A 22,227-nucleotide genomic window follows, 5' to 3' on the forward strand; every position below is an offset into this window, starting at 1 on the left:
TCCTTGCCAGACCAGTCCAGCTACGAGCTCAGGGAACGTCGACGACCTCGCCGTCGGACTTGTGTGCCAGCAAGTTGAGCAGCTGCCGATCCGTGTCGAAGCCGACGGCGCGCACCGACCCGTCGGCGAACGCGGTGTTCACGCCGCCGGGGTGAGCCGAACCGAGGCAGAAGGCGATCCGTTGGCCGAGGCCGGGGTCTTCGTCCGGGTAGTCGGCTTGCGCTTCTTCTTCTGACGAGTCGGGGCCTACCGGGTACATGGTTGAACGAATCGTGTCCGGGTCCCAACCGTCGGTCCAGCCTCGGTCGTCGTACCAGATGTACTCGCTCGACTCGTAGTGCTGAGGTTCGAGTCGCTTCTCCGCGAGCAGAATCGTCTTGCTCGTCCCATCGGTGATCTGCGCGACCCGGGTGAGTGACCAGTCTCTTACGGCCACGTTATCCGACGGGTTGGGGTCCAGGCCGCCCACGTGCATGATGTCGTAAGGTGTTCGGACGATGACGCCGTCGAAAGGTCCCGTTGCCCGTCGCGGCTCGTCTTGATTGGTGGTGTAGCCGTAATAAACGTAGCGGGCGAGACCGGTGTAGTAGCCGCTCTGGTCGAGCGCCAGGGGTGGGGGGCCGGGCGTGACAGCGCAGTAGTCCATCCTGAAGTTGGTCGCGCCGCCGGCGAGGTTGCGAGTCGGGCCTCGTCTTGACGGGCAGAAGTACATGCCGACCGACACTTGGTCGAGGTCCGCCTGGGTCGCGAGGCCGTGCACGGCGTTCTCTTCGAGGAAGGGAAGAATCTGGAACGCCCAGCCAAGCCCCTGACGCTTCGGGCCGTTCGCGCTGCCGTTCTCGCTGTAATTCTCAAGCGTCGGATAACGCCGAGTCCCGCCCGACGGGAAGACCTCGTAGGTGTCGTACAGGTTGAGGCACGCCAACCCCATCTGCTTCAGCTGATTCACGCACTGCGTGCGCCGCGCCGCTTCCCTTGCCGACTGGACGGCCGGCAGAAGCATCGCCACGAGAATGCCAATTATCGCAATCACGACCAGCAGTTCGACCAGTGTGAACGCGCTCGGGCGTGTGGTTCGAATCTTCATCCTAAAAAACTCGATAATGAGTAAAACGGGTCACCGTCGAAGGGGTCCCCTCAGCTGCGGCGCGGGGCGCCCACGACGAACGCGAGCAACCCGATCAGGGCTGCGCACGCAGGTTCGGGGACCGCCTGCGAGAGCGGCGACACAGCGAAGCCATACTCGGCGGCCCAGCGGCCGTAATCGCTTTGGTCGACGACGCCATCGTTCGTCGCGTCGGCGCGGAGGTCGGACATCGACCCGTTGGTGTCTCGCCAGATGGTGTAGTCCGCGGCATCGACGACACCGTCGGCGTTGAAGTCGGCGGAGATGGGCCGGGTCACGCGGATGTTGTCGAAGAGCACCTGTCCCGCGTTGAAGGCAGTGAACGCGTTCACGCTGATCCGGACGTCGCCGAACACTGTTGTTCCGGCCGCTGGGCGTCCGTCGTCGTCCGGTGAATCGGGGGAGTCGAACGGAACCACGAACTCACGCGGCGGCAGCGACACCCATGTGCTGTCGGGGTCGACGCCGTCCGATCCGCTGTAGTACTGGTCCTCGAAGATGAACATCGACCCGGTGCTCTGTGGGTTATCGGCGTTCACGTCTTCGAAGAACCGCAGGTCCGCACGAAACTCATCGCCGCCGGACTGGTCGGCGCCGATGAACTTGTAGTCGAAGGACCAAGTCAGTGTCTCGCCGGCGATCGCCTCGAAGGCGATCGACCGCATGTCGGCGGTTGCGGGGAACGATACAGGGCCGACCGACACCTCGTAGTAGTTGAGGGCGAAAGAATTCGTCCCGACACCGTCGGAGTCATCGGTCTGGATCAACTCAACCGGTTGCGTGGGGGACTCGGCCGGTGTGCTGTTGCGACGGAACCAACTCACCGGGGCGTTGTTCCCGTAGTCGTCCACGATCGGCAGCTCGAACTCGTCGAGCGCGAGAACCTCGAAGTCCCCATTGGCGACAATATTGGGCTGGGCGGCGGTGAGCGAAGGGACCGCGAAGAGACTGGCCAAGAATAGAGCGCTACGGTGGTTCATTGAGTTTCTCTCGGTGCGAGGAGGACCGCTATTGATATAGTGTGTACTCGCCACGGGACGCACGGCCTCCGCGCAACGATGCGGCGAGCGAGGCTAAACCGAACAAGGCCGCGGCGGCCGGTTCGGGGACCGCTGGCGACGACGCTTCGAAAAGCCCGTAGGCGTTCCTCCAAACGTCGAGGTCGGCCTGGTTGATGACGCCGTCGCGGTTGCCGTCGGCGTTGGCGCCGGGCGTTACCCGTTGGCCTTCGGAGTCCCGCCACACGGTGTAGTCGGCCGCGTCGATGACGCCGTCCCCGTTGTAGTCGCCGGCGATTCCCACCAGTGGGCGGAGGCTGACGTTGTCGATCAGCACCCGCCCGCCCGAAAAGGGCCCGAAGTAAGTGCTCAGGCGAACGTCTCCAATTGCTGCGCCGGCAGGCGCCACCGCGGTTGCGGTGATGGTGTGCCACTCGTTCTCCGCGTAGCCCGACGCGTCGACGAACGGCGCCGCCTCGCCGAGGAACACGCCCCCGTCGCCCTGCGGGCCACTGAAAAACCGCGCGTCGGCTCGGAATCCTTCCCCCGCCGCGACGCCCTGGAACTGGAAGTCGAGCGAAAGCAAGTATTCTTCGCCCGGAAGAATGTCGAACTCGGGCGACCGCCAGTCGGCGTTCGGCGAGTCGATCGCGGCGGCGTAGGAGCCCTGGCCGTCGGAGTCGGCCGGGGAGACCCAGGCGGTCTCGCCCGGTCCCGCCGCGTAAAGCCACGACTCGGGCCGCCCAGCGACCTGATCGTCGGCGATTTCGAAGTCGGGGTTCGGGACTAGGTTGGCGCCAACCCCTTGGCCGCGGATTGTCAGTCGGTTGTTACTAAGATGAACAAACAACTCGTCGAGAGTCACGACCTCGACGCCGGGGCCGAGATTGCTCGCGATGTAGTCGACGTTGCTCATCGGATCGCCGAGCCCGCCCCCCGCCGTGCCGGTCGACCACGGGTGGACGTTGACGATCGAGTACGACTCGCCGCGGGTCAGTGGGTCGCGCGGCGCGCTGTTGAGCGTCGCGACCAGGTCGTTAGGGGTGCTGAAGCCGTCCCACAGAGTATACCGAACCGACATCACGGGCGTGTCGCCTCGGAAGTAGAGAGCGCCGCCGTTGTCGGCATACCCGCCGCTGTTGGTCTTGAACATGACGCCATCGATCTCGGGGCGATCGGCAAGCGCGTTCAGAACGCGGGTGTCGTACGCGGTGTCGAGCACCGAGATGACGTTGTGGTCGACCCGCTGCATACCGGCGACCGTGGCGTCGACGAACCCCTGCACGTCGGTGAGCTGGCTGGGGTAATTGATGCCCAAACCGCCGGCGGTGACGAACGACACCTCCGACGCGTCGCCCGCCGCCTGATCGTAGAAGTGCTTCAGCGCCGTCGGGTTGATGTCCAAGAGCGCGGGCGTCAAGTCAAAAGTCATCGGGAAGTCGCCCCGATGAGGCGAGCCGAACCAGCGATCACTTGTCGCGAAGTCGTTGGTTAGCCACTGCGCGTTGTCGCCGTCGCTCATGACGAAAGCCACGTAGTGGGCATTCGGATTGGTGACGAGATCGCGGCTCGCTTTCGCTGGGCGAGGCGGCAAATCGACCTCCCACCGTGACGCGGAAGCGGCCGATTGCAGGAAGTCCGCCGGTACCGTCATCAGGTTGTTCTGCGAGGCGGAGCTGAAGAACTCCCCCTCGCTGTTCTCGTAACCCCAGCCGAGCACCAGCGAGTGGTCGTTCTGGCCGGCGAGGAATCGGTCGCGCGTGGCGCCGGTTTCATCGAACACGAAGCCCCCGTTCAGCACCGCGTGGCTCCGCAACTGATACGCTTTGTTCGGTTGCTGCCGATAGATCAGGTCTCGGTTGAAGGAGTAGTTGTCGTAGACCCAGTCTGCGCTCCGCCCCCGAACGTCGGCCGTCTGACTAAGACCGGCCTGAGTCAGCGCCGGACCGATTGGGCTCGATAGCTGGGACTCGTGGACCATCAGGGCGCCGGTTGCGCCGGCCACGCTAGTGGCTTGGTTGATCGTCGCGGAGTCGTAGAGCACGTAACCGTTGAGCTGGGATTTGTAGCGGTCAATGAACCAGAGCGGGTTGCTCTGCCACACGACGCCGGTCCCCGGGTTGTTCTCGACGTGCCGGTCGAGCCAAAACTCCGGGTCGCTGTTCGGCGCCGAGGTGCGGTAAGCCATGTGGATCTCGGGCGAGGTCCGCGCGACGATTCCCGCTAAGCTCGCCATCAGCGTCCGGCTAGTCGAGCTGCTGCCGTCCAAGTCGTAGGCGTAGATCGTCGGCGGGTTTGCCGCCCGAGCTCCCGCGAGCGTTCCCGCGAGAGCCAGGGCGGCCAACACCCCGCTGCGATAGGATGGTCTCTCCGCCATAGTTGCTTCTTCGGTTCCAGGCGCTCCGCCCCATGCGCCCGCCCTCTGCCGAGATGGGCAGGGGCGGACGCCGTGCGTGAGGGCGGGCTTATCGTCTGCCGCGGCGGCGCAGGCTCGCCGCCGCCACTGCCACACCGGCTAGGCCAAGCGAGGCGGGCTCGGGGATCCGGACGTCGACGTTGTCGATCCGAAATCCCTGCCCCACGAGCCCGTCGTCGAAGAACCCATTGCTGATCCGCACGTCCGCCGTTAGTGCTCCGGCGGGGACTTCGAGCGAGTTTGGCCCGAGGGTCTGCCACACCCCCGTCGCGTCGGCGGTCACCACGATCCGCTGCTCACCTCTAAACGCGCCCGCGGTGCCGCCGCCGACTGGGTCGAAGCCCGCGAAGAATCGGAGGTCGGCGCTGAACTGCCCCGAGGAGCCGTCGAGGAACTTGTAGTCAAGCGACCATACCAGTGGCTCGCCGGGCGTCACGAAGAACGCCGAGGAGCGATAGTCGGAGCCGGTACCGGTGATCTCGGCGCTGCGCGAGCCGACGCCGTCCGAGTCGTCGGCGAGCTCGTAGCCGATCGATCCGCCGCGAAACCAGGAGTCCGGGAAGAGCGGGTCCCCGCCGTTGTCGAGCTCGAAATCCGGGTTTTGGACGAGCGAGGCCGACGCACCTAGCGGCAGCGACACCGCTGCTGCCAATGCCACGGCCACTGCGAAGCAGTAAGACTTCATCATCAGGCTTCTCCAGGTGAAATGCTATGACCGGAGCCGGTCGGACGAGACTGAGCAACGAGTCGGACGTCAGGGTCCGAGAAGCTGAAAAGTGCCGCAGCGAGCGGGTAGATGAAAAGTTCAGCCCGGCAGACACAGGTCGCCGGACGCCCGCACCGCTGCATCTGCCTCAACTTCAATTCGCGTTGCCACCTCAAGGTAACTCGAAAATCTTACCCGAAGCGGGAATAAGCTGGGCCAGCCTGGTCCGAGGCGGCTTGCCAGGCCGGCGCCGAAGTGGGGTCTCACGGGCGAACATCTGGTGGCCAACCCGGTCTTTCAACAGCGACTGCAGGCCGCCTCGGATTCTGCGGCGTGCGAAGAGAGGGCTCCATTTCGTGGCAGACTTCATCGTTCTGTAGGCAAGCTGCCCCGATGGCGGCCTCCGAATTGGGCGAGACGCCGCCCCGATAGGCGAGCGTCGGTGTCGGGCCCACCTGCCCCCGATAGCCGCATGCCGAACGGCCAGTTCGCCTCCAACTGGCCGTCCGCGTCTCACTTTCCAGAATGATCAGGCGTCCGGCAAATCGGAAAACGCTGACGAGTCTACCCAGAGCTGCCTAGCTTGGCGACCGCGGCGATCGCCTCCCTGGCGGCCTTGCTCAGGGAGGGCCAAGCCTCGACGATCGCCGCCACCCCAGGGTCGAGTGTGCCACCCCCTAGGTCGTCCTCGGCGAGAATTGCGATTTCCCCCGACGATTCCGCAGGTGTTTTGACTCCCCTATGGGGTACTCACGGCTTGATAGTGGCCGGCTGGGGATGGTCGTCCTCGGGGGCTCGGTTCGGCCGGCGCTTCTGCCGATTCGACTGCCGGGGCCGCTACTGAGCCGTGGTCGCCGTCTTTCGCAGGGCTCGCCCCGCGGCGAGGTCGGCTGGCTGGCCGTCGCGGATCGCGACCTTGCCCCCCACCAGCACCCAACGCACGCCGGTCGACTCCTGGAACGGCGCCTGGTAAGTCGCGTGGTCGCGGAACTCGTCCGGGTCGAACGCCACGACGTCGGCCACGGAGCCTTCGCGCAGGCGGCCGCGGTCCGCCATCCCGAGGATCTCGGCGGGCAGGCCGGTTGCGCTGTGGATTGCCTGCTCGAGCGGCACGACGCCCTCCTCGATCGAGAAGCGGCCGATCTTACGCGGGAAGGTGCCGTAGCTGCGCGGGTGGGGCTTGGTGCCGTCGTCCACCTTGACGCCGCCGTCGGACGCGGTCGCGACCCACGGCTGGGTCATGACCCAGCGTACGTCGCGCGGGTCCATGCCGAAGTTCACCGCGCTGGCGGATCCGCCGCGGAGGAGGTCCATCGCCGTGTCGATGGGCTGGCGGTTCTCCGCCTTTGCGATCTCACGGATCGTGCGACCGACCCACTCCGGGCGGGGCTCGTACGAGGCGATCAGGATCTTGCCCCGCGCTTCCAAGGCTTGCTGCACGACCGGCCGCAACCTCGCGGCTTGTTCGGGGTCCTGCAACCGCTGGCGCCAGTCGCCCTCGCGCTCTTCGTCCGGCAGGAGCATCGCCGAGACCGACGTGCTGCTCGCCTCGTAGGGGTACTGGTCCGCCGTGACCCGCAGCCCTTCCCCCCGCGCCCGCTCGATCTCGGCCGCCGCCACCCGCACCTTGCCCCAGTTGCGGCGCTTGCTGGCCTTGAAGTGCGAGACATGCACCGGCGCCGAGGACTTCCTGCCGATCTCGATCGCTTCGAGCACCGACTCGACGAGCGTGTCCCCCTCGTCGCGGATGTGGCTCGCGTAGATTCCGCCGAACTCGGCGACCACGGCGGCCAGGGCCGCGATTTCGTCGGTGTCGGCGTAGGCCGAGGGGACGTACTGCAGGCCGGTCGACATGCCCCACGCGCCGGCCCTCATGCCGTCGCGGACGATCTGCCGCATCTGGTCCAGTTCTTCGGGCGAGGGGGCCCGCCGCGTGTCGCCGATCACCCGGCCACGCACGCCCCCCTGCGGGACCAGATGGGCCACGTTGACGCCCGGCGGCGCCGCGTCGAGGCGCGTGTAGTAGTCGCCCACGTCGACCGCGCCGCCACCGCAGTTGCCCGTCACGATGGTCGTGCAGCCTTGCGTCAGGTAGCAAACCGAGCGGCCTGTTTGGTCGCCGAAAATCGGCCGTGTCGACACCGTTTCGCCCGATTCGGGGTCCGTCTTGTCGCCCCCTAGGTCGCTGTGGTTGTGCAGGTCGATGAAGCCCGGTGCGACCACCAGGCCGCTGCAGTCGATCGCTTCGGCGCCGGCCGGCGCGGCGAAGTCCCCCACGGCGACGATCCGGTCTCCGCGGATCGCCACATTCCCCTTCCGCGCCGGAGCGCCGGACCCGTCGTGGACCGAGCCGCCTACCAGCACAAGGTCGGCCTCGATCGCGGCCTCTTCGGCGGGGGTTGTCCCGGCCCCTACGACTAGCACCGCGAGCAGAGCGGCGGTGGGAGCGATCGCAGAGCGGGTGGGGCGGGGCATCGGGGGTCCTCGGTCGCTAAGGGGGGATCGGCGGCTCCGCAACGCCCTCGCACGAGCCGCGGGCGCCATCGCGGCCCCCGCCCAGCTTGGCTAAGATACCAGCCTGGCGCCGCAGCCGAGTCCGGTTCCGGGGGGCGAGAAGTCGGCGTTATTCGGCGAGATTGTAACCCCCCGACGCGCCGGAGTCCCGCGACGCGGAGCCTCCGGGCGAGCACCTGGCCCCGCCGCCGCTGGAAAGCCACCCACCACGAAGCCCCCGCCCACCACGAAGCCCACAGCCCCCAAACTGCTCCGCCGATGAGCGAAACCGATATCGACCCGCTAAAGCTGATCCAGCCCCGGCGCAAAGTGCACGGAACGACCGCCGTGCTGCTGCCGTTCACCGAGGGGGGGCAGATCGACTGGCCGGCCTTCGACGGGCTGCTGGACCGCACGGTCGCCGCCGGCCTCACGCCGGCGGTCAACATGGACACGGGCTACGTGAACCTGCTGGACGAGGCCACGCAGGACCAGGTCCTCGCGCGGACCCGGCAGCGGCTCGAAGGCCGGAGGTTCGTGGCCGGCGCGTTCGTCCGCGACGAGCCGGGCGCCCCGTTCGACCTCGACGCGTACGCCCGGCGGATCGACGCGATCCAGTCGGCCGGCGGCGTGCCGGTCATCTTCCAGTCGTACGGCCTCGCCCACCAGGCCGACGACACGATCCTCGCCAACTACCAAGCGATCGCCGAGCGGTCGGACGAGTTCATCGGCTTCGAACTCGGCACGATGTTCGCCCCGTTCGGCAAGATCTACTCGCTCGACACCTACCGGGGCCTGATGGCGATCCCCCGGTGCAGCGGCGCGAAGCACTCCTCACTGCGGCGCGACCTGGAGTGGCGGCGGATCGCCCTGCGGAACGAGACCCGCCCCGACTTCCGCGTCTACACCGGCAACGACCTGGCCATCGACATGGTCATCTACGGCAGCGACTACCTGCTGGGCCTGAGCTGCTTCGCCCCCGACGCGTTCGCCCGCCGCGACGCGATGTGGGAGGCCGGCGACCCCGGCTGGAACGAGTTGAACGACCTGCTGCAGCACCTGGGCTTCCTGGCGTTCCGCGACCCCGTGCCCGCGTACAAGCACGCCGCGGCGATGTTCCTCAAGGCCCGCGGTTGGCTCGACTGCTCGGCGACCCACCCCGACAGCCCCCGCCGCGGCGCGGCGGACCAGGAGCTCCTCGATCAGATCGCCGCCACGCTCCGAGAGCGGCTCGCCTCCTCCTAGAAGACCTCGCCCCGCGATGAACTTTCCGAAAGTCGCCAAGCTCCGGACCGCCGACCAACTCCGCGAACGACTCGCCGAGCTCGGCGTGCAGCTGCCGCTCGACGACCAGCTCGCGCCGGCGGGCGAGTCGCCGCTCGGGGAGCCCATTTCGGTCGACGGCCTGTCGATCGGCAACCGCTTCTGCATCCTCCCGATGGAGGGCTGGGACGGAGAACTCGACGGGCGGCCGACCGAACTCACCCGCCGCCGCTGGCGGAACTTCGGCGACAGCGGCGCCAAGCTCATCTGGGGCGGCGAGGCGGTCGCCGTGCGCCACGACGGCCGCGCCAACCCCAACCAGCTGGTCCTCAACGACCAAACGGCCGGCCACATCGAGTCGCTCCGTGAAGAGCTCGTCGCCGCGCACCTGGCCCGTTTCGGCTCGACCGACGACCTGCTCGTCGGCCTGCAGCTCACCCACTCGGGGCGGTTCGCCCGGCCGAACGACAAGAAGCGGATCGAGCCGCGGACCGCGTACCGCCACCCGCTGCTCGACCCGCGGGTCGGCGTCGAGGACGACACGCCCGTGTTCACCGACACGGAGCTCGACCGGCTCGTCGACGACTTCATCGCCGCCGCCCGGCTCGCCGAAGCGAGCGGCTTCCGCTTCGTCGACGTGAAGCACTGCCACGGCTACCTGGGCCACGAGCTGCTCTCCGGCTACGACCGCCCCGGCAAGTACGGCGGCGACTTCGACGGCCGCACACGGTTCCTGCGGAACATCGTCGAGGGGATCCGCTCGGCGGCGCCCTCGCTGGCGATCGGCGTGCGGGTCAGCGTGTTCGACTACTTCCCCTACCACCCCGGCCCCGATGCCGGCGTCGGCGTGCCAGACGGCTCGGGCGACTACCGCTACGCGTTCGGCGGCGACGGCAGCGGCGCCGGGATCGACCTCGCCGAGCCGAGCCGCTTCCTGTCGCTGCTTTCGGAGCTGGGCGTCCGACTGGTCTGCACCACGGCCGGCAGCCCCTACTACAACCCCCACATCCAGCGGCCCGCGGCCTTCCCGCCGTCCGACGGTTACCAACCGCCGGAGGACCCGCTGGTCGGCGTCGCGCGGCAGATCGACGCGACCGCGCGCCTGAAGCGCGAGCACCCGCAGGCGGTCGTCGTCGGGTCGGCCTACAGCTACCTGCAAGACTGGCTGCCGAACGTGGCCCAGCGGGTGGTCGCCGACGGCATGGCCGACGCGATCGGCTTGGGCCGCATGGTGCTCTCCTACCACGACCTGCCGGCCGACGTGCTCGATGGCAAAGCGATGCAACGCAAACGCATCTGCCGCACGTTCAGCGACTGCACGACCGCCCCCCGCAACGGCATGGTCTCCGGCTGCTACCCGCTCGACCCGTTCTACAAGGAACGCCCCGAGCGGCAGAAGCTGGCCGAACTAGCGGCCAAGTAACCAGCCAAGTAGCCGGCCCGTCGCGAATTAGCCACTATCAGCGGCGATCCGCTGGGCTTTCGAAACGATACGCGACACGCGCCGAAAAAATGCTCTGTCACGTTTCCCCCGGCCAAAACGGCGGTTTAGTCGTTGCGCCGCAACGGCTTAGGGATGCGTTACACGGGCCAGCCAAGGTGTCACGATTGAGCCGCCGCACGGCCACGCCACCACGATTATCACCGATGGCGCCGGCCCGGTGGGGCGGATTCTCTATTCGTCGAAGCAACGCTCGGGTAGCGCCATGGTCCGCATCCTCTCGATCGAATCGACCTGCGACGAGACGGCCGCCGCCGTGGTGACCGATTCGCTCGAGGTGCTCGGCGCGGTGGTCGCTTCGCAAGACAACCTCCACCAGCGCTTCGGCGGCGTGGTGCCGGAGATCGCGTCGCGCGCCCACGTGGAGCGGATCTTACCCGTCATCGACGAGGCGCTCCGCAAGGCGGGCGTCCGGCTCGGAGAGCTCGACGCGGTCGCCGTGGCCAACCGCCCGGGCCTGGTCGGCTCGCTGCTGGTCGGCCTCTGCGCGGCCAAGGCCCTGTGCGTGGCCACCGGGTTGCCGCTGATCGCGGTGAACCACCTGCAGGCGCACGTGTACGCTTGCAAGATCGCCAGCGGCGAGGACGTGTTCCCTTGCGTGGGGCTGATCGTGAGCGGCGGCCACACCAACCTGTACCGCTGCGACGGCCCGACCGACTTCACGCCGCTGGGCGGCACGATCGACGACGCGGCCGGCGAGGCGTTCGACAAGGTCGGCTCGCTCCTCGGGCTGCCCTTCCCGGGTGGGCCGAACGTGGCCAGGCTGGCCGCCAGCGGCGACCGCACCGCGATCCGATTCCCGCGGCCGATGCTCGACGACCCGTCGCGGCTCGCCTTCAGCTTCAGCGGCCTGAAGACCGCCGTGCGGTACGAGATCGCCGGCCCGGGGGGCGACCCGGCGGGCGTCGAGCTGCCCGAGCAACGCCGCGCCGACATCGCGGCGAGCTTCGAGGAAGCGGTCGTCGATTGCCTGATCGGCAAGTCGGAGCTCGCCCTGCGGCAGACCGGCTTCGACACACTCTGCGTCGGCGGCGGGGTGGCCGCTAACGGTCGGCTCCGCGAGCGCCTCGAAGCCGCGGCGGCCGAGCACGGCCACCGGCTGTATATCCCGCCGATGTCGCTCTGCACCGACAACGCGGTGATGGGCGCGATCGCCATCGAGCGCTTCAGGGCGGGCAAGTTCGAGTCGCTCGACCTCGACGTGCACCCGGGGCTAGAGCGTGTCGGCGCTTGAGCCGACGGCGCTAGCCGCGGGCGGACGGGGCGTGGCGGCCCGCCCTTCGATCGCCCGACGCTAGCGCGTTCGGCTCAAGCGCTGCTCGCGCCGGTGGGCGGGTCCCCAGCTCTTGAGCCGACGGCGCAAGCCGCGGGCGGACGGGGCGTGGCGGCCCGCCCTTCGATCGCCCGACGCTAGCGCGTTCGGCTCAAGGGTGCGAGGCAATCGCTCACGCCCGCGCCGGTTCGCGCCTGCCGCGGCGGGGCGCGGGGGCCTTTGATGGCGGCGCGCCGCCGGTTAGGCGGAAGCGGCCGGGGCCGAGCAGGTCGTCGACGCGCGTGCGTAGCTCCGGGCTGAGGTCGACGCCCTTCGGGCAGTCGAGCTGCACGCGGCCGCCGTCTTCGAGCAGGAGGGCGAGCTTCAGCGACTTGGGGCCCGGGTAGCCGCGGAGGATCTCCCGGAGCGACTCGATCCGCTCGACCCCCTCGGATTCGCGGAGCGTGATCACGACGCCGTTGGTGAAGCGTTGCGACAGCTCCGAGAGCGGCATCAGCTCGTTGACGATCAGGTTCACCTCCTCGGCGCCGGGGCGGCGGTCGATCGCGCCGCGCACGCCGACGATCGCGTCGGGCTCGACCAAGGGGCCGAACTGGGCGAACTGCTCGGGCCAGAGGATGCACCGCATGATGCCGTCCATGTCCACGAGGTCCCACATGGCGTACTTGCTCGGCGCGCCGGGCTTCGGGTTCTTCGTGTGCGAGAACTTGATCGCGGCGAGCATGCCCCCCATGACGACCTCGGTGCGGTGCTCTAGCTCGCCCACGCCGGTGCTGGAATGGCTGCAAAACGTGCGGAGCGTCTGCTCGTGCTCGGCGAGCGGGTGGCTGGTGAGGTAGAAGCCGAGCACCTCTTTTTCCAGGACCAGGCGCTCCTTCTCGTCGAGCTCCGGCACGTCGGGCAGGGGGGCGGCGACCGTGGCGCCGGGTTCTTCGGCCTCGTCGAAGAAGAGGCCCTTTTGGCCGCTCTTGCGGTCGGCCAGCACGGCGGCGCCCGCCTGCATCGCCTTGTCGATGCCGGCCATCAGCGAAGCGCGGTTGCCGCCCAGGCAGTCCATCGCGCCGGCCTTGACCAGGGTCTCGATCGTGGAGCGGTTGCACGCGGCCGGGTCGACCCGCTCGCAGAAGTCGTAGAGGTCCTTGAAGGGCCCGTCCGCCCGGCGGGCGGCGACGATCGCCTCGGCCGCGCCGCCGCCGCAGGCCTTAATGGCGCTGAGGCCGAAGAGGATCTTGCGGCCGTGCTTCGCGTCGGGCGACCCGTCCGGCACGACGGCGAAGTCGACGTCGCTGGTGTTGACGGTGGGCGGGTCGACCGTGACCCCCATCCGCTTGCAGTCCTCCAGGTGCTCGACGAGCGCGTCCTTGCTCTTGAAGTTGCGGCCCGGGATGTCGCCCGAGAGCAGCGCGGCCATGAACGCGACGGGGTAGTGCGCCTTGAGGTAGGCGGTCATGTACGCGATCAGCGCGTACGCGGTGGAGTGGCTCTTGTTGAAGCCGTAGCCGGCGAACTTCTTGATCATCTCGAAGAGATCTTCGGCGCGCTTCTTGTCGAGGCCCTTGTCTTGGGCGCCGTCGAGGAACTGCTCGTAGAACTTGGCGATGATCGGCAGCTTCTTCTTGCTGATCGCCTTGATGCACTTGTACGCGTCGGAGAGCGGGATGCCGCCGAGGCGGTTGAGGATCCGCATCACCTGCTCTTGGTAGACCATCACGCCGTGCGTCTCGGAGAGGACCTCCTCCATCACGGGGTGGGGGTACTCGGCCTCGCGGCGGCCGTGCTTGACCTCGATGTACTGGTCGACCATGCCCCCTTCGAGCGGGCCGGGGCGGTAGAGGGCGTTGGTCGCGATGATGTCGAGGAAGCTGTCCGGCCGCATCCGCTGCAGCAGGTCGCGGATGCCGCCCGACTCGAGCTGGAAGATGCCCTTGGTCTCGCCGCGGCAGAGCAGGGCGTAGGTCTCCCTGTCGTCGAGCGGGAACGCGTACGGGTCGACCTGCTCGCCGGTGGACTGCTCGATCAGCTCGACGCTCTTGGCGAGGATCGTCAGGTTCCGCAGGCCGAGGAAGTCCATCTTCAAGAGGCCGGCCGCCTCGACGTCGCCCATGGCCCACTGGGTGATGACCTCGGTCTTCCCCTTCACCCGCTGCAGCGGCACGTACTCGTCGACCGGCTTCTCGCTGATGACCACGGCCGCCGCGTGGGTCCCCACGTTGCGGGCGAGGCCCTCGACCTTCATCGCCAGGTCCAGCAGCTCGCGGACCTCCGGGTCGGTCTCGTAGGACTTGCGGAGGTCGTCGCTCGTTTCGAGCGCCTTCTCGAGCGAGATCCCCAGCTGCTCGGGGATCATCGCGGTGATCTGGTCGACCCGGAAGATCGGCATCGACATCGTGCGGCCGACGTCCTTGATCGCGGCCCGCGCGGCGAGCGTGCCGAAGGTGCCGATCTGCGCGACGTTGTCCTCGCCGTACTTGTCCTTGACGTACTGGATGACCTCGCCGCGGCGCTGCTTGCAGAAGTCGATGTCGATGTCCGGCGCCTCGAGGCGGCTCTCGTCGAGGAAGCGCTCGAACAGCAGGTCGTACTTCAGCGGGCACACGTGGCTCAGCTTCAGCGCGAAGCACACGAGCGAGCCCACGCCCGACCCCCGCGCGGTCGACGGGATGCCCTTCTCGACCGCGAAGCGGACGAAGTCCCACACGATGAGGAAGTAGTCCGGGAAGCCGAGCTTGTTGATCACGCCCAGCTCGCGGTCGACCCGCTCCATGACCTCCTTGGAGAGCTCGCCGCTGGCCGGGTCGCCGCCCGCCCAGCGCTCGGGGACGGCCTGGTAGCGCTCCTTCAAGCCGCCGATCACCAAGTCCCGCAGGTACTGCTCGGAAGCCTTGATGTTGTGGATGGTCTTGCCGGGCGGGGTGAAAGTGGGGAAGTGACGCTGGCCGAGCTGCAGGTCGAGATCGACCGAGTCGGCGATCTCCTGGCTCCGCGCGACCGCGTCGGCCACGTCGGGCATCGCCGCGTACATGTCCTCCGGGCTGCGCAGGTAGAACTGGTCGCCCTCCATCTTCATGCGGTTCGTGTCCGTGCGGAAACGGCCCGTGTTGATGCAGAGAAGCACGTCCTGGGCTTCGGCGTCCTCGCGGTTCACGTAGTGGGCGTCGGACGTGGCCACCAGCGGCAGGCCCTGGCGGTTGGCGAGTTCGACGGTCAGGTCCTTCGCTGCGCGCTGGATCTCGACGCCGTTGTCTTGCACCTCGAGGAAGTAGCGGTCGCCGAAGACACGGCTGAACCACCCCGTGACCTCGAGCCCGCGGGCCATCGCCTCGTCGGCCGACGCGCCCGACAGCAGCGACTTGGAGAGCTCGCCGCTCACGCACCCCGACAAGCAGATGATCCCTTCGCTGTGCGCGGCGAGCAGTTCCTTGTCGATCCGCGGCTTGTGGTAGAAGCCCTCGAGGTACGCGCGGCTCGCCATCTTCACGAGGTTGCGGAAGCCGGTGCGGTTCTGTGCGAGCAGCGTCAGGTGGTAGGCCGCCTCCTTGCTGCGCGAGGCGCCTTCCTTCTCGAAGCGGCTGCCCGGCGCGATGTAGGCCTCGTAGCCGACGATCGGGTTGATCCCCTCGCCCTTGCACGCCTGGTAGAACTCCAGCGCGCCGTACAGGTTGCCGTGGTCGGTGAGGGCCAGGCCGGTCATGCCGAGCTCTTTGGCGCGGCCGACGAGCTTCTTGATCGGGCTCGCGCCGTCCAGCAGCGAGTAGTGGCTGTGGCAGTGGAGGTGGACGAACGGGCGCGTGGCGGCATCCATGGCGTACGAGAGCAAGCAGAGGGCAGCGGGCAGAGGCGCAGCTTCGATGCTGCAGGGCCGCCTATGATACGCGATCTGCTAGCAGCGTCACCCAGCGGCGGCGGACCAATCCTCGACGCGCACGCCGTGGAAGGGCTCAAAATCGCGCGGGTTGAGCGTGCAAAGCGTCAGGTCGTTCGCCGCCGCGACCGCGGCGATCTGGCCATCGGCGAAGGGCGGCGTGCGGCCGATTTGGCTCAGGTTGGCCCGCTCTGCGGCGTGCCACTCGGCGGCGGCCTGGTCGAAAGGGAGAACCGGCGTGCCGCCGGAAATCAGCTCGTGAATGGAAGCCAACAGGTCGGCCCGACGACGGCCTGCCGGCAAACGCAGCACGCCGAAGAGCATCTCGTCGAGGACGATCGAAGCGATCGCACTGAGGTCCTCGATCCGCGTGATCCGGCCCCGCAGCGTTTCGGAAACCGCGGGGTGCATCGGCGCCGCGACGACGCTCGTGTCGAGCAGATAGCGACTCATTCGAACGACGGCGGCTCGCGACCGGGCGACCGATCACGCCATGAATCGACTTCTTCCTTCGTGAATCCGTATTCCGCGAGATTGTACTTTTCTCGCAGTTCCAACATGCGGCTGATCGGACCGCGCGGTGTCGCATCCTCCACGGATCGAGAGGGCGTCACCACCGCGATCTCCGTTTCCCCGTTGCATAGGCGCACCTGCTCTCCGCTTGCCACTAGTTCCAGGAAACGTGGCAGCTCGTTCGGCAGGTCGGCGATCGAGAAGTCTTGCACTTTCCAAATTGTAGGCCGCGTGCGTGTAGTCCGACAATCAGTTTTCCGTGTCCAGCCTGACTAAGTTCGTAGCCCAATCTCCCAACTCTTCTCGCTGTAGAGATTGAGGTCCACAAAGTCGACCTGCAAATCGGTTGCGACATCAAAGATGAGAACTTTTCCTGCGCCCAAGCCAAACACTTTGTGTAGCTTCTTGGAGACCTTCCCAACGAACGCATGCATCTTTTTCTCACTCGAAAACGCTGGCAGACGCCTTTGGCCGTTCTCTTCGAACACCCACGGGCGAAAGTCGTCAGCCGCGAGATCGCTCGCCTCGGCTTCAACGAGTGCGAGTAATTCCTCTTGGCTAAAGTTGTCCGCGTCGAGGAATCGGCTGGGCTTCTGCGGAATCAAAACCGGTCGCGTCTCTAGGTACGCCCTTAACTCGGCCATGTCGCCCCGATTAGCGACGCGCTCGAGGTCATCGAGCCCGGTCAGCTGTTCGACGAGCTTGGCGAACATGCAACCCCTACGGTAGTAACGGTACCCTAACCGGCATCGATTATTCCGACCCGCCGATCCGCCGCAGGTACTGCGCGATCTGCGCCTGAAGGTCGATCAGGCCGTGCCACCGCTCGCGGCTGATGGCCACGGGCTGGTCGCCGTCGGGGGCGACCGCGCCGTGCAGCAGCGCGCGGGTGCGGCCGTGGAAGTACTCGAGCATCTCGGCGACCTGCGCGGCTTGGGCGGGAGTGAGGCCCTCGGGCATGTCGGGCGGGCCGGGCAGGTGGAGCGTGCCGGGGAAGCCCAGGGAGTCGCTGCCCCAATGCAGATCGACCGCGACCGAGTCGTCTTCGTTGCTCTCGCTGCGCGGCTTGAGTGGGCCCGTGGCCTTCTCGACCATCGAGTCGCTCGGCGCGCGCTCGCCGAGCGAACGGAGCACGTTCACACGCTCGGCGATCTCTTCGCGCGTGCCGTAGAGGAGCGTCGACCTGCCCACCGCGATCAGGTCGCCGACCTGCAAGATCCGCAGCTGCGTGTCCAGGCCGTTGACGCGCGTGCCGTTGGTGCTCTCCAGGTCGGTCAGGACCACCTTCCCTTGGTCCTCCTGGATCTTCACGTGGAAGCGGCTGATCCGCTCGTCGTTGAGCTGGATCGTGTTGCCTTCCTCGCGGCCGATCGTCAGCGGCGTTTCGATTTCGTCGAACAGGGCGCCGCGATCGGCGCCGTCGAGCACTTGCAACGTGACGCGGGCCATGAGTCCAGGCAGGGGCGTTCTTGTTTGACCAGTCGTACCACCAAGGCGCTGCCCGGGGCCCAATCGCACATGCTCATGACGCCCGCCGAATTCCCGCCAGCGGCGCCGCTCCGAGCGCCTTCAACCCCTTATATCAAAGGAGTTTGCGACGAACAAGCGATGGGCCGCGTCGCGGCGGGGCTTCGGGGCGGCGGGCTTCGGGCTTCGGGGAGGATGGCAACGCCCGCTGGGGTCTCTTCGCCGGCTCCCGGCGCCCGAAGCCCGAAGCCCGAAGGCTGAAGCCCGAAGCCCGAAGCTCTAGTGCCGGAAGTGGCGGCGGCCGGTGAAGAGCATCGGCATGCCGCAGCGGTTGCAAGCGTCGATGACCTCCGCGTCGCGTTTCGAGCCGCCCGGCTGCACGATGGCGGCCACGCCCGCCTCGTGCGCGGAGAGGACCGAGTCGTCGAAGGGGAAGAACGCGTCGGACGCCAGCACCGAGCCGGCGACCCGGTCGCCCGCCTTGCGGATGGCGATCTCGGTCGAGTCGACGCGGCTCATCTGCCCCGCTCCGACGCCCACCAGCATGCCGCCGCGGGCGAGCACGATGGCGTTGCTCTTCACGTGGCGGCAAGCGGCCCAGGCGAAGCGGAGGTCGGCCATCTGCTCGTCGGTAGGCCTGGGTTCGGTGACGCACTCCCACGCGTCGACCTCGTCCGGACCGTTGTCGGCCGTCTGCGCGAGGTAGCCCCCGTCGACCGCGCGGAGCACCAAGCGGTCGCCGGCGCCGCCGGCGCCGACACGCACCAGCCGCACGTTGTTGCGCCACTTCGGCTTGGTCGTGAGGATTTCAACGGCCTCGTCGGAGAACCCCGGCGCGGCGATCGCCTCGACGAATTTGCCCGGCTCGGACAGGCACTCGGCTGCGGCCGCGTCGACCTCCGCGTTGAAGCCGAGGATCGATCCGAACGCGCTGACCGGATCGCCCTCCCACGCCAGGCGGGTCGCTTCGCCGACGGTGGCGGCCGTCGCGGCGCCGCACGGGTTGTTGTGTTTCAGCACCGCCACGCCCGGCGTCGGCAGCGATTGCGCGGCGGCCCACGCGGCGTCCAGGTCGAGCCAGTTGTTGTACGACAGCTCCTTGCCGTGCAACTGCTCGCCGTACACGAGGGAGTCGGCCGGCGCGTCGGCCAGCGCGTAGAGGGCCGCTTGCTGGTGGGGGTTCTCGCCGTACCGGAGCGGCGCCCGCTTCACCAGAGACAGCGTGACCCGGTCGGGCAACTCGGCCCGATCGATCGACTCGGTCGCGGCGGTTTGGCGTGAGAAGTAGCCGGCGATCGCCGCGTCGTACTCGGCCGTGTGCTTGAACGCGGCGGCCGCCAAGCGGCGGCGGTGGTCGAGCGTCGTGCCGCCGGCCGACTCCAGCGCTCCGGCGATCTGGTCGTACTGCGACGTGTCGGTGGCCACCGCCACGAAGGCGTGGTTCTTGGCGGCCGATCGGACCATCGACGGGCCGCCGATGTCGATCAGCTCGATCGCCTTCTCCACCGGCGGGTCGCCCGCGGCGATCGCCTCGCGAAAGGGGTACAGGTTCACCACGACCAAGTCGATCGGCTCGATGCCGTGATCGCGGGCCGACCCCATGTCGCCGGGGTTGTCGCGGCGTGCGAGCAGCCCGCCGTGCACGCGTGGGTGGAGCGTTTTGACGCGGCCGTCCATCATCTCGGGGTAGCCGGTGTAGTCGGCCACGTCGCGGACGGCGAGGCCGGCTTCTTCCAGCGCGCGGCGCGTGCCGCCGGTGCTCAGCAGCCCGACGCCGGCCGCGGCCAGTCGCTTGGCGAAATCGACAAGACCCGTCTTGTCGCTCACGCTCAGCAAGGCTTGCTTGATCGGCTGCGTCGACATGGGCTCTCGCTCCGCGGAATGAACGGCGAACTCCGGCGCCAGGCAGAGGGGGCCGGCCGCGGACCCCGCCAAGCGCGACCGCGTCGCGGACGATAGCACCGCTGGCCGGGCCGCGCCAACGATCCCGCCGCATCCGACCGAACCGCGCGGCGGGCCGCGGCGTACTTCCAGTCGCAAGGGTTCGGGTCGTAGGGCCCAGCCGTTGCTCCGGCTCGGGCGAAGAAGCCCGGGCAACCTGGCGGCACGAAGCCTCATCCCCAAGCGGCTCTCTCGCAGACCGATTCTTGCCGTCGCCCGCTGTGAGGGCGCGACACGGGGTGGTCCGACGAGGCCGGTTTCGCCGGACGATCCCCCCGCTGAGGGGACCGTCGTGCGGCCTGTGCGGGTCGCCCGCCCGAGGGCGGCGACAACCTCAGGAAACCGCCGCGCGTCGTTTTTGACCGCCCCGGAACCGCGATCTATATTCCGTTGGCCTCGACCTTGGCATGAGCCAGGGAATTTGTCGGAAACCGGCTGCTGCGCTCCGCCGCGGCGCCGGTGCTGGGACGCGCTCCGACTGCGTAGCCACTTCGATCGTCGTTCCCGTCGCCCTTCCCCCGGGCTCGCTGAGCGTCCCAACCGTCACCGGCCCCTCTCGCCGCAGGCCGCCCCCCAGTCGGGCGCCGCGCACCGAGCGAGGGCGCAAGTTGGGCCTCGCTGGCGACTCGGCTCCGGACGCGATCGAGCCGCCCACCGCCGCCCGACGCCGCCGTGCCGCCTGCCCCAGGCGAGCCCCGCGTCCGCGTGGCGGGAGTCCTGCCCAGCGAGACGGAACGAGCCTATGTCCCTGCGTCGAATCACGCCGCGTTTTGTGCGCGGGCTGTTGCTGCTAGTCGGCCTTGCCGCGGCGGCCGCCCACGCCCAATCGCCGGCGGTCGCCCCGGCCGCGCCCCGCCGGGGCGAGGCGGTCGCTATCCCGGCCGAAGCGCTGCCCGCTAGGGCAGACACGGCGCTCGAGAAGGGGCTCGAGCTCGAGTCCCGCGGCCGCTGGGGCGACGCCGTCGCCCACTACGAGCGGGCCATGCGGCAGAACCCCGAGGACCGCCGCCTGGAGCGGCGCTTCGGGATCGCCCGCCTGCACAGCAGCCTCGAGCGCCGCTACGCCGACGCCAGCTACCTCGACACGCTCGGCCAGCTCGACACGGCCGCCGCCCTCGACCTGCACGCCGAGCTGTTGTCGAAGATCCAGGCGCACTACGTGGTTGCGCCGCCGTGGACGAAGCTCACCCGCGACGGCGCCGAGGCGATGCTCATCGCGGCCCGCGACCCGGGCTTCTTGAGCCAGCACGGGATCCGTCCTTCGGCCGAGTCGGTCGGCCGGCTGCGGCAAGAGCTGATCGACCGGCTTTCGGCGGCGGGCCAGGTGCGCAACGCACGGGAGGCCCTGCGGCTCGCGTCGGACTTCTCTCGGCTCGGCGAAGCCGAGCTGGGCGCGCCGGCTTCGGCTTGGACGCTCGAGTTCGTCGCCGCGGCGGCCGGCGGGCTCGACGGCTACTCGGCTTTCCTCACGCCCGGCCAACTGCGCGACGTGTACTCGCAGATCGAGGGCAACTTCGTCGGCCTCGGAGTCGAGCTGAAGGCCGACGGCGGCGCGTTGCTGATCGTCCGCGTCATCCCGGGCAGCCCGGCCGAGAAAGCCGGTATCGCTCCCGGCGACCGGATCACGGCCGTCGACGGCCAACAAACCGCAACCCTGACGACCGACGAAGCCGCGAGCCTCCTGACCGGCGACGAAGGCAGCTACGCGTACGTGACGGTCGCTTCGCCGGTCGAGGGCGACGCGGCGGCCCACCTCACCGCCAAGCCCACGCCGCAGGGCGCGATCCTGGGCGAGTCGCGCACGATCCGCGTGCGGCGCGAGCACGTCGAAGTGCCCAGCGTCGAAGACGCGCGGCTGACCGACGCGGCCGCCGGCGTGGCCTACATGCGGCTGCCGGTCTTCCAAAAATCGACCGCCCGCGACGTCGAGTCCGCCCTGTGGGACCTGCGCCGGCAGGGGATGCGGACCCTGGTGATCGACCTGCGGGGCAACCCGGGCGGCTTGCTTACCGCGGCCGTCGAGCTGGCCGACAAGTTCGTCGACCAAGGGGCCATTGTTTCGACCCGCGGCCGCAGCGAGGGCGAGGATTTCGACTACCGCGCCCACCGTGCGGGCACGTGGCGGGTGCCGCTGGTCGTGCTGATCGATGGCGATTCGGCTTCGGCAAGCGAGATCTTTGCCGCGGCGATCCGCGACAACCGCCGGGGCGCGATCGTGGGCGACCGCTCCTTCGGCAAGGGCTCGGTTCAGGGCATCTTCCCGATGACCCGGTCGGGCGCCGGCGTGCGGCTGACGACCGCCAAGTTCTACTCGCCGCTGGGCCGCGAAATCGACAAGGTCGGCGTGAGCCCCGACGTGCTCGTGTCGGCCGAAGCCGATGTGGTCGCGACCGGCTACCGCGGCGCCGAGCCGGCCGACGACGCCGCCCTCGTGCGGGCGATCCAGGTCGCTCGGCAGCAGGCGAAACTGGCGTTGCAGCAGCCGGCCGTCCGCTGAACCGCGCCGGTAGCACGCCTTTTCAGGTCGGGGGGTGGGCGCCGGCTCGCCGATTCCGCTTGCCACCCAGCCGGTGGCGGGCCCAGCCGGTGCCGGGGCGAGTTGACACGGCCGCGCATTTCCACGGATATTTAAGGGGCCGTTGCAGGCGGGCTGCGGAGCCGGATCAAT

15 protein-coding genes are annotated in these 22,227 nt (G+C 68.5%); 4 read left to right on the top strand and 11 right to left on the bottom strand.

All coding sequences use genetic code 11. The annotated features are described in order from the left end of the window. Window positions 1–28 precede the first annotated feature (28 nt). The 5 genes from RIC11_RS11080 to RIC11_RS11100 all read right to left on the bottom strand — a co-directional run bounded on the left by RIC11_RS11080 (window position 29) and on the right by RIC11_RS11100 (window position 7,721). The gene (locus RIC11_RS11080; RefSeq protein ID WP_350211197.1) at window positions 29–1,087 is read right to left on the bottom strand and encodes a DUF1559 family PulG-like putative transporter; all 1,059 of its coding nucleotides are present in this window, start codon (window positions 1,085–1,087) and stop codon (window positions 29–31) included. 50 nt (window positions 1,088–1,137) lie between these two features. Then, a complete protein-coding gene (locus tag RIC11_RS11085) occupies window positions 1,138–2,106 on the bottom strand; it encodes a hypothetical protein (protein WP_350211199.1) in 969 nt (322 codons plus the stop codon). A gap of 28 nt (window positions 2,107–2,134) precedes the next feature. Further along, window positions 2,135–4,360 carry a dockerin type I domain-containing protein gene (locus RIC11_RS11090; RefSeq protein ID WP_350211201.1) on the bottom strand — a complete coding sequence of 742 codons (2,226 nt, stop codon included), beginning with the start codon at window positions 4,358–4,360 and terminating at the stop codon, window positions 2,135–2,137. 229 nt (window positions 4,361–4,589) lie between these two features. Next, window positions 4,590–5,228, bottom strand: a complete 639-nt coding sequence (locus RIC11_RS11095; RefSeq protein ID WP_350211203.1) for a PEP-CTERM sorting domain-containing protein — start codon at window positions 5,226–5,228, stop codon at window positions 4,590–4,592. Between the two features lie 855 nt (window positions 5,229–6,083). Beyond that, a complete protein-coding gene (locus RIC11_RS11100; RefSeq protein ID WP_350211205.1) occupies window positions 6,084–7,721 on the bottom strand; it encodes an N-acyl-D-amino-acid deacylase family protein in 1,638 nt (545 codons plus the stop codon). 297 nt (window positions 7,722–8,018) lie between these two features. Between RIC11_RS11100 and RIC11_RS11105 the strand changes: the two genes are divergently transcribed. From RIC11_RS11105 to tsaD, 3 genes are all read left to right on the top strand, one after another. Then, window positions 8,019–8,984 carry a dihydrodipicolinate synthase family protein gene (locus tag RIC11_RS11105; protein WP_350211206.1) on the top strand — a complete coding sequence of 322 codons (966 nt, stop codon included), beginning with the start codon at window positions 8,019–8,021 and terminating at the stop codon, window positions 8,982–8,984. Between the two features lie 16 nt (window positions 8,985–9,000). Further along, window positions 9,001–10,425 carry an oxidoreductase gene (locus RIC11_RS11110; protein WP_350211208.1) on the top strand — a complete coding sequence of 475 codons (1,425 nt, stop codon included), beginning with the start codon at window positions 9,001–9,003 and terminating at the stop codon, window positions 10,423–10,425. 283 nt (window positions 10,426–10,708) lie between these two features. Continuing rightward, complete coding sequence (tsaD, locus tag RIC11_RS11115) at window positions 10,709–11,737, top strand: tRNA (adenosine(37)-N6)-threonylcarbamoyltransferase complex transferase subunit TsaD (protein WP_350211210.1); 1,029 nt, start codon at window positions 10,709–10,711, stop codon at window positions 11,735–11,737. Window positions 11,738–11,948: 211 nt separating this feature from the next. Here the strand turns inward: tsaD and dnaE are convergent, their stop codons facing one another. From dnaE to purH, 6 genes are all read right to left on the bottom strand, one after another. Then, window positions 11,949–15,578: a DNA polymerase III subunit alpha gene (gene dnaE, locus RIC11_RS11120; protein WP_350211212.1), complete on the bottom strand. Its 3,630-nt coding sequence runs from the start codon at window positions 15,576–15,578 to the stop codon at window positions 11,949–11,951. A gap of 87 nt (window positions 15,579–15,665) precedes the next feature. Beyond that, the gene (locus RIC11_RS11125; protein WP_350211214.1) at window positions 15,666–16,091 is read right to left on the bottom strand and encodes a PIN domain-containing protein; all 426 of its coding nucleotides are present in this window, start codon (window positions 16,089–16,091) and stop codon (window positions 15,666–15,668) included. Beyond that, window positions 16,088–16,363 carry a hypothetical protein gene (locus RIC11_RS11130; protein WP_350211216.1) on the bottom strand — a complete coding sequence of 92 codons (276 nt, stop codon included), beginning with the start codon at window positions 16,361–16,363 and terminating at the stop codon, window positions 16,088–16,090. The genes RIC11_RS11125 and RIC11_RS11130 overlap by 4 nt, the downstream gene beginning before the upstream one ends. A gap of 60 nt (window positions 16,364–16,423) precedes the next feature. After that, the gene (locus RIC11_RS11135; protein WP_350211218.1) at window positions 16,424–16,864 is read right to left on the bottom strand and encodes an SseB family protein; all 441 of its coding nucleotides are present in this window, start codon (window positions 16,862–16,864) and stop codon (window positions 16,424–16,426) included. A gap of 40 nt (window positions 16,865–16,904) precedes the next feature. Continuing rightward, a complete protein-coding gene (locus tag RIC11_RS11140) occupies window positions 16,905–17,600 on the bottom strand; it encodes an FHA domain-containing protein (RefSeq protein WP_350211219.1) in 696 nt (231 codons plus the stop codon). Window positions 17,601–17,897: 297 nt separating this feature from the next. Next, window positions 17,898–19,481, bottom strand: a complete 1,584-nt coding sequence (gene purH / locus RIC11_RS11145; RefSeq protein WP_350211221.1) for a bifunctional phosphoribosylaminoimidazolecarboxamide formyltransferase/IMP cyclohydrolase — start codon at window positions 19,479–19,481, stop codon at window positions 17,898–17,900. A gap of 820 nt (window positions 19,482–20,301) precedes the next feature. On the opposite strand from purH, the gene RIC11_RS11150 reads away from it, so the two are divergent. Then, window positions 20,302–22,056, top strand: coding sequence for a S41 family peptidase (locus RIC11_RS11150; protein ID WP_350211222.1), 1,755 nt, complete (start codon window positions 20,302–20,304; stop codon window positions 22,054–22,056). Window positions 22,057–22,227 lie beyond the last annotated feature (171 nt).

The organism is Botrimarina sp., assembly GCF_040219535.1.
Taxonomy (GTDB): Bacteria; Planctomycetota; Planctomycetia; order Pirellulales; family Lacipirellulaceae; genus Botrimarina.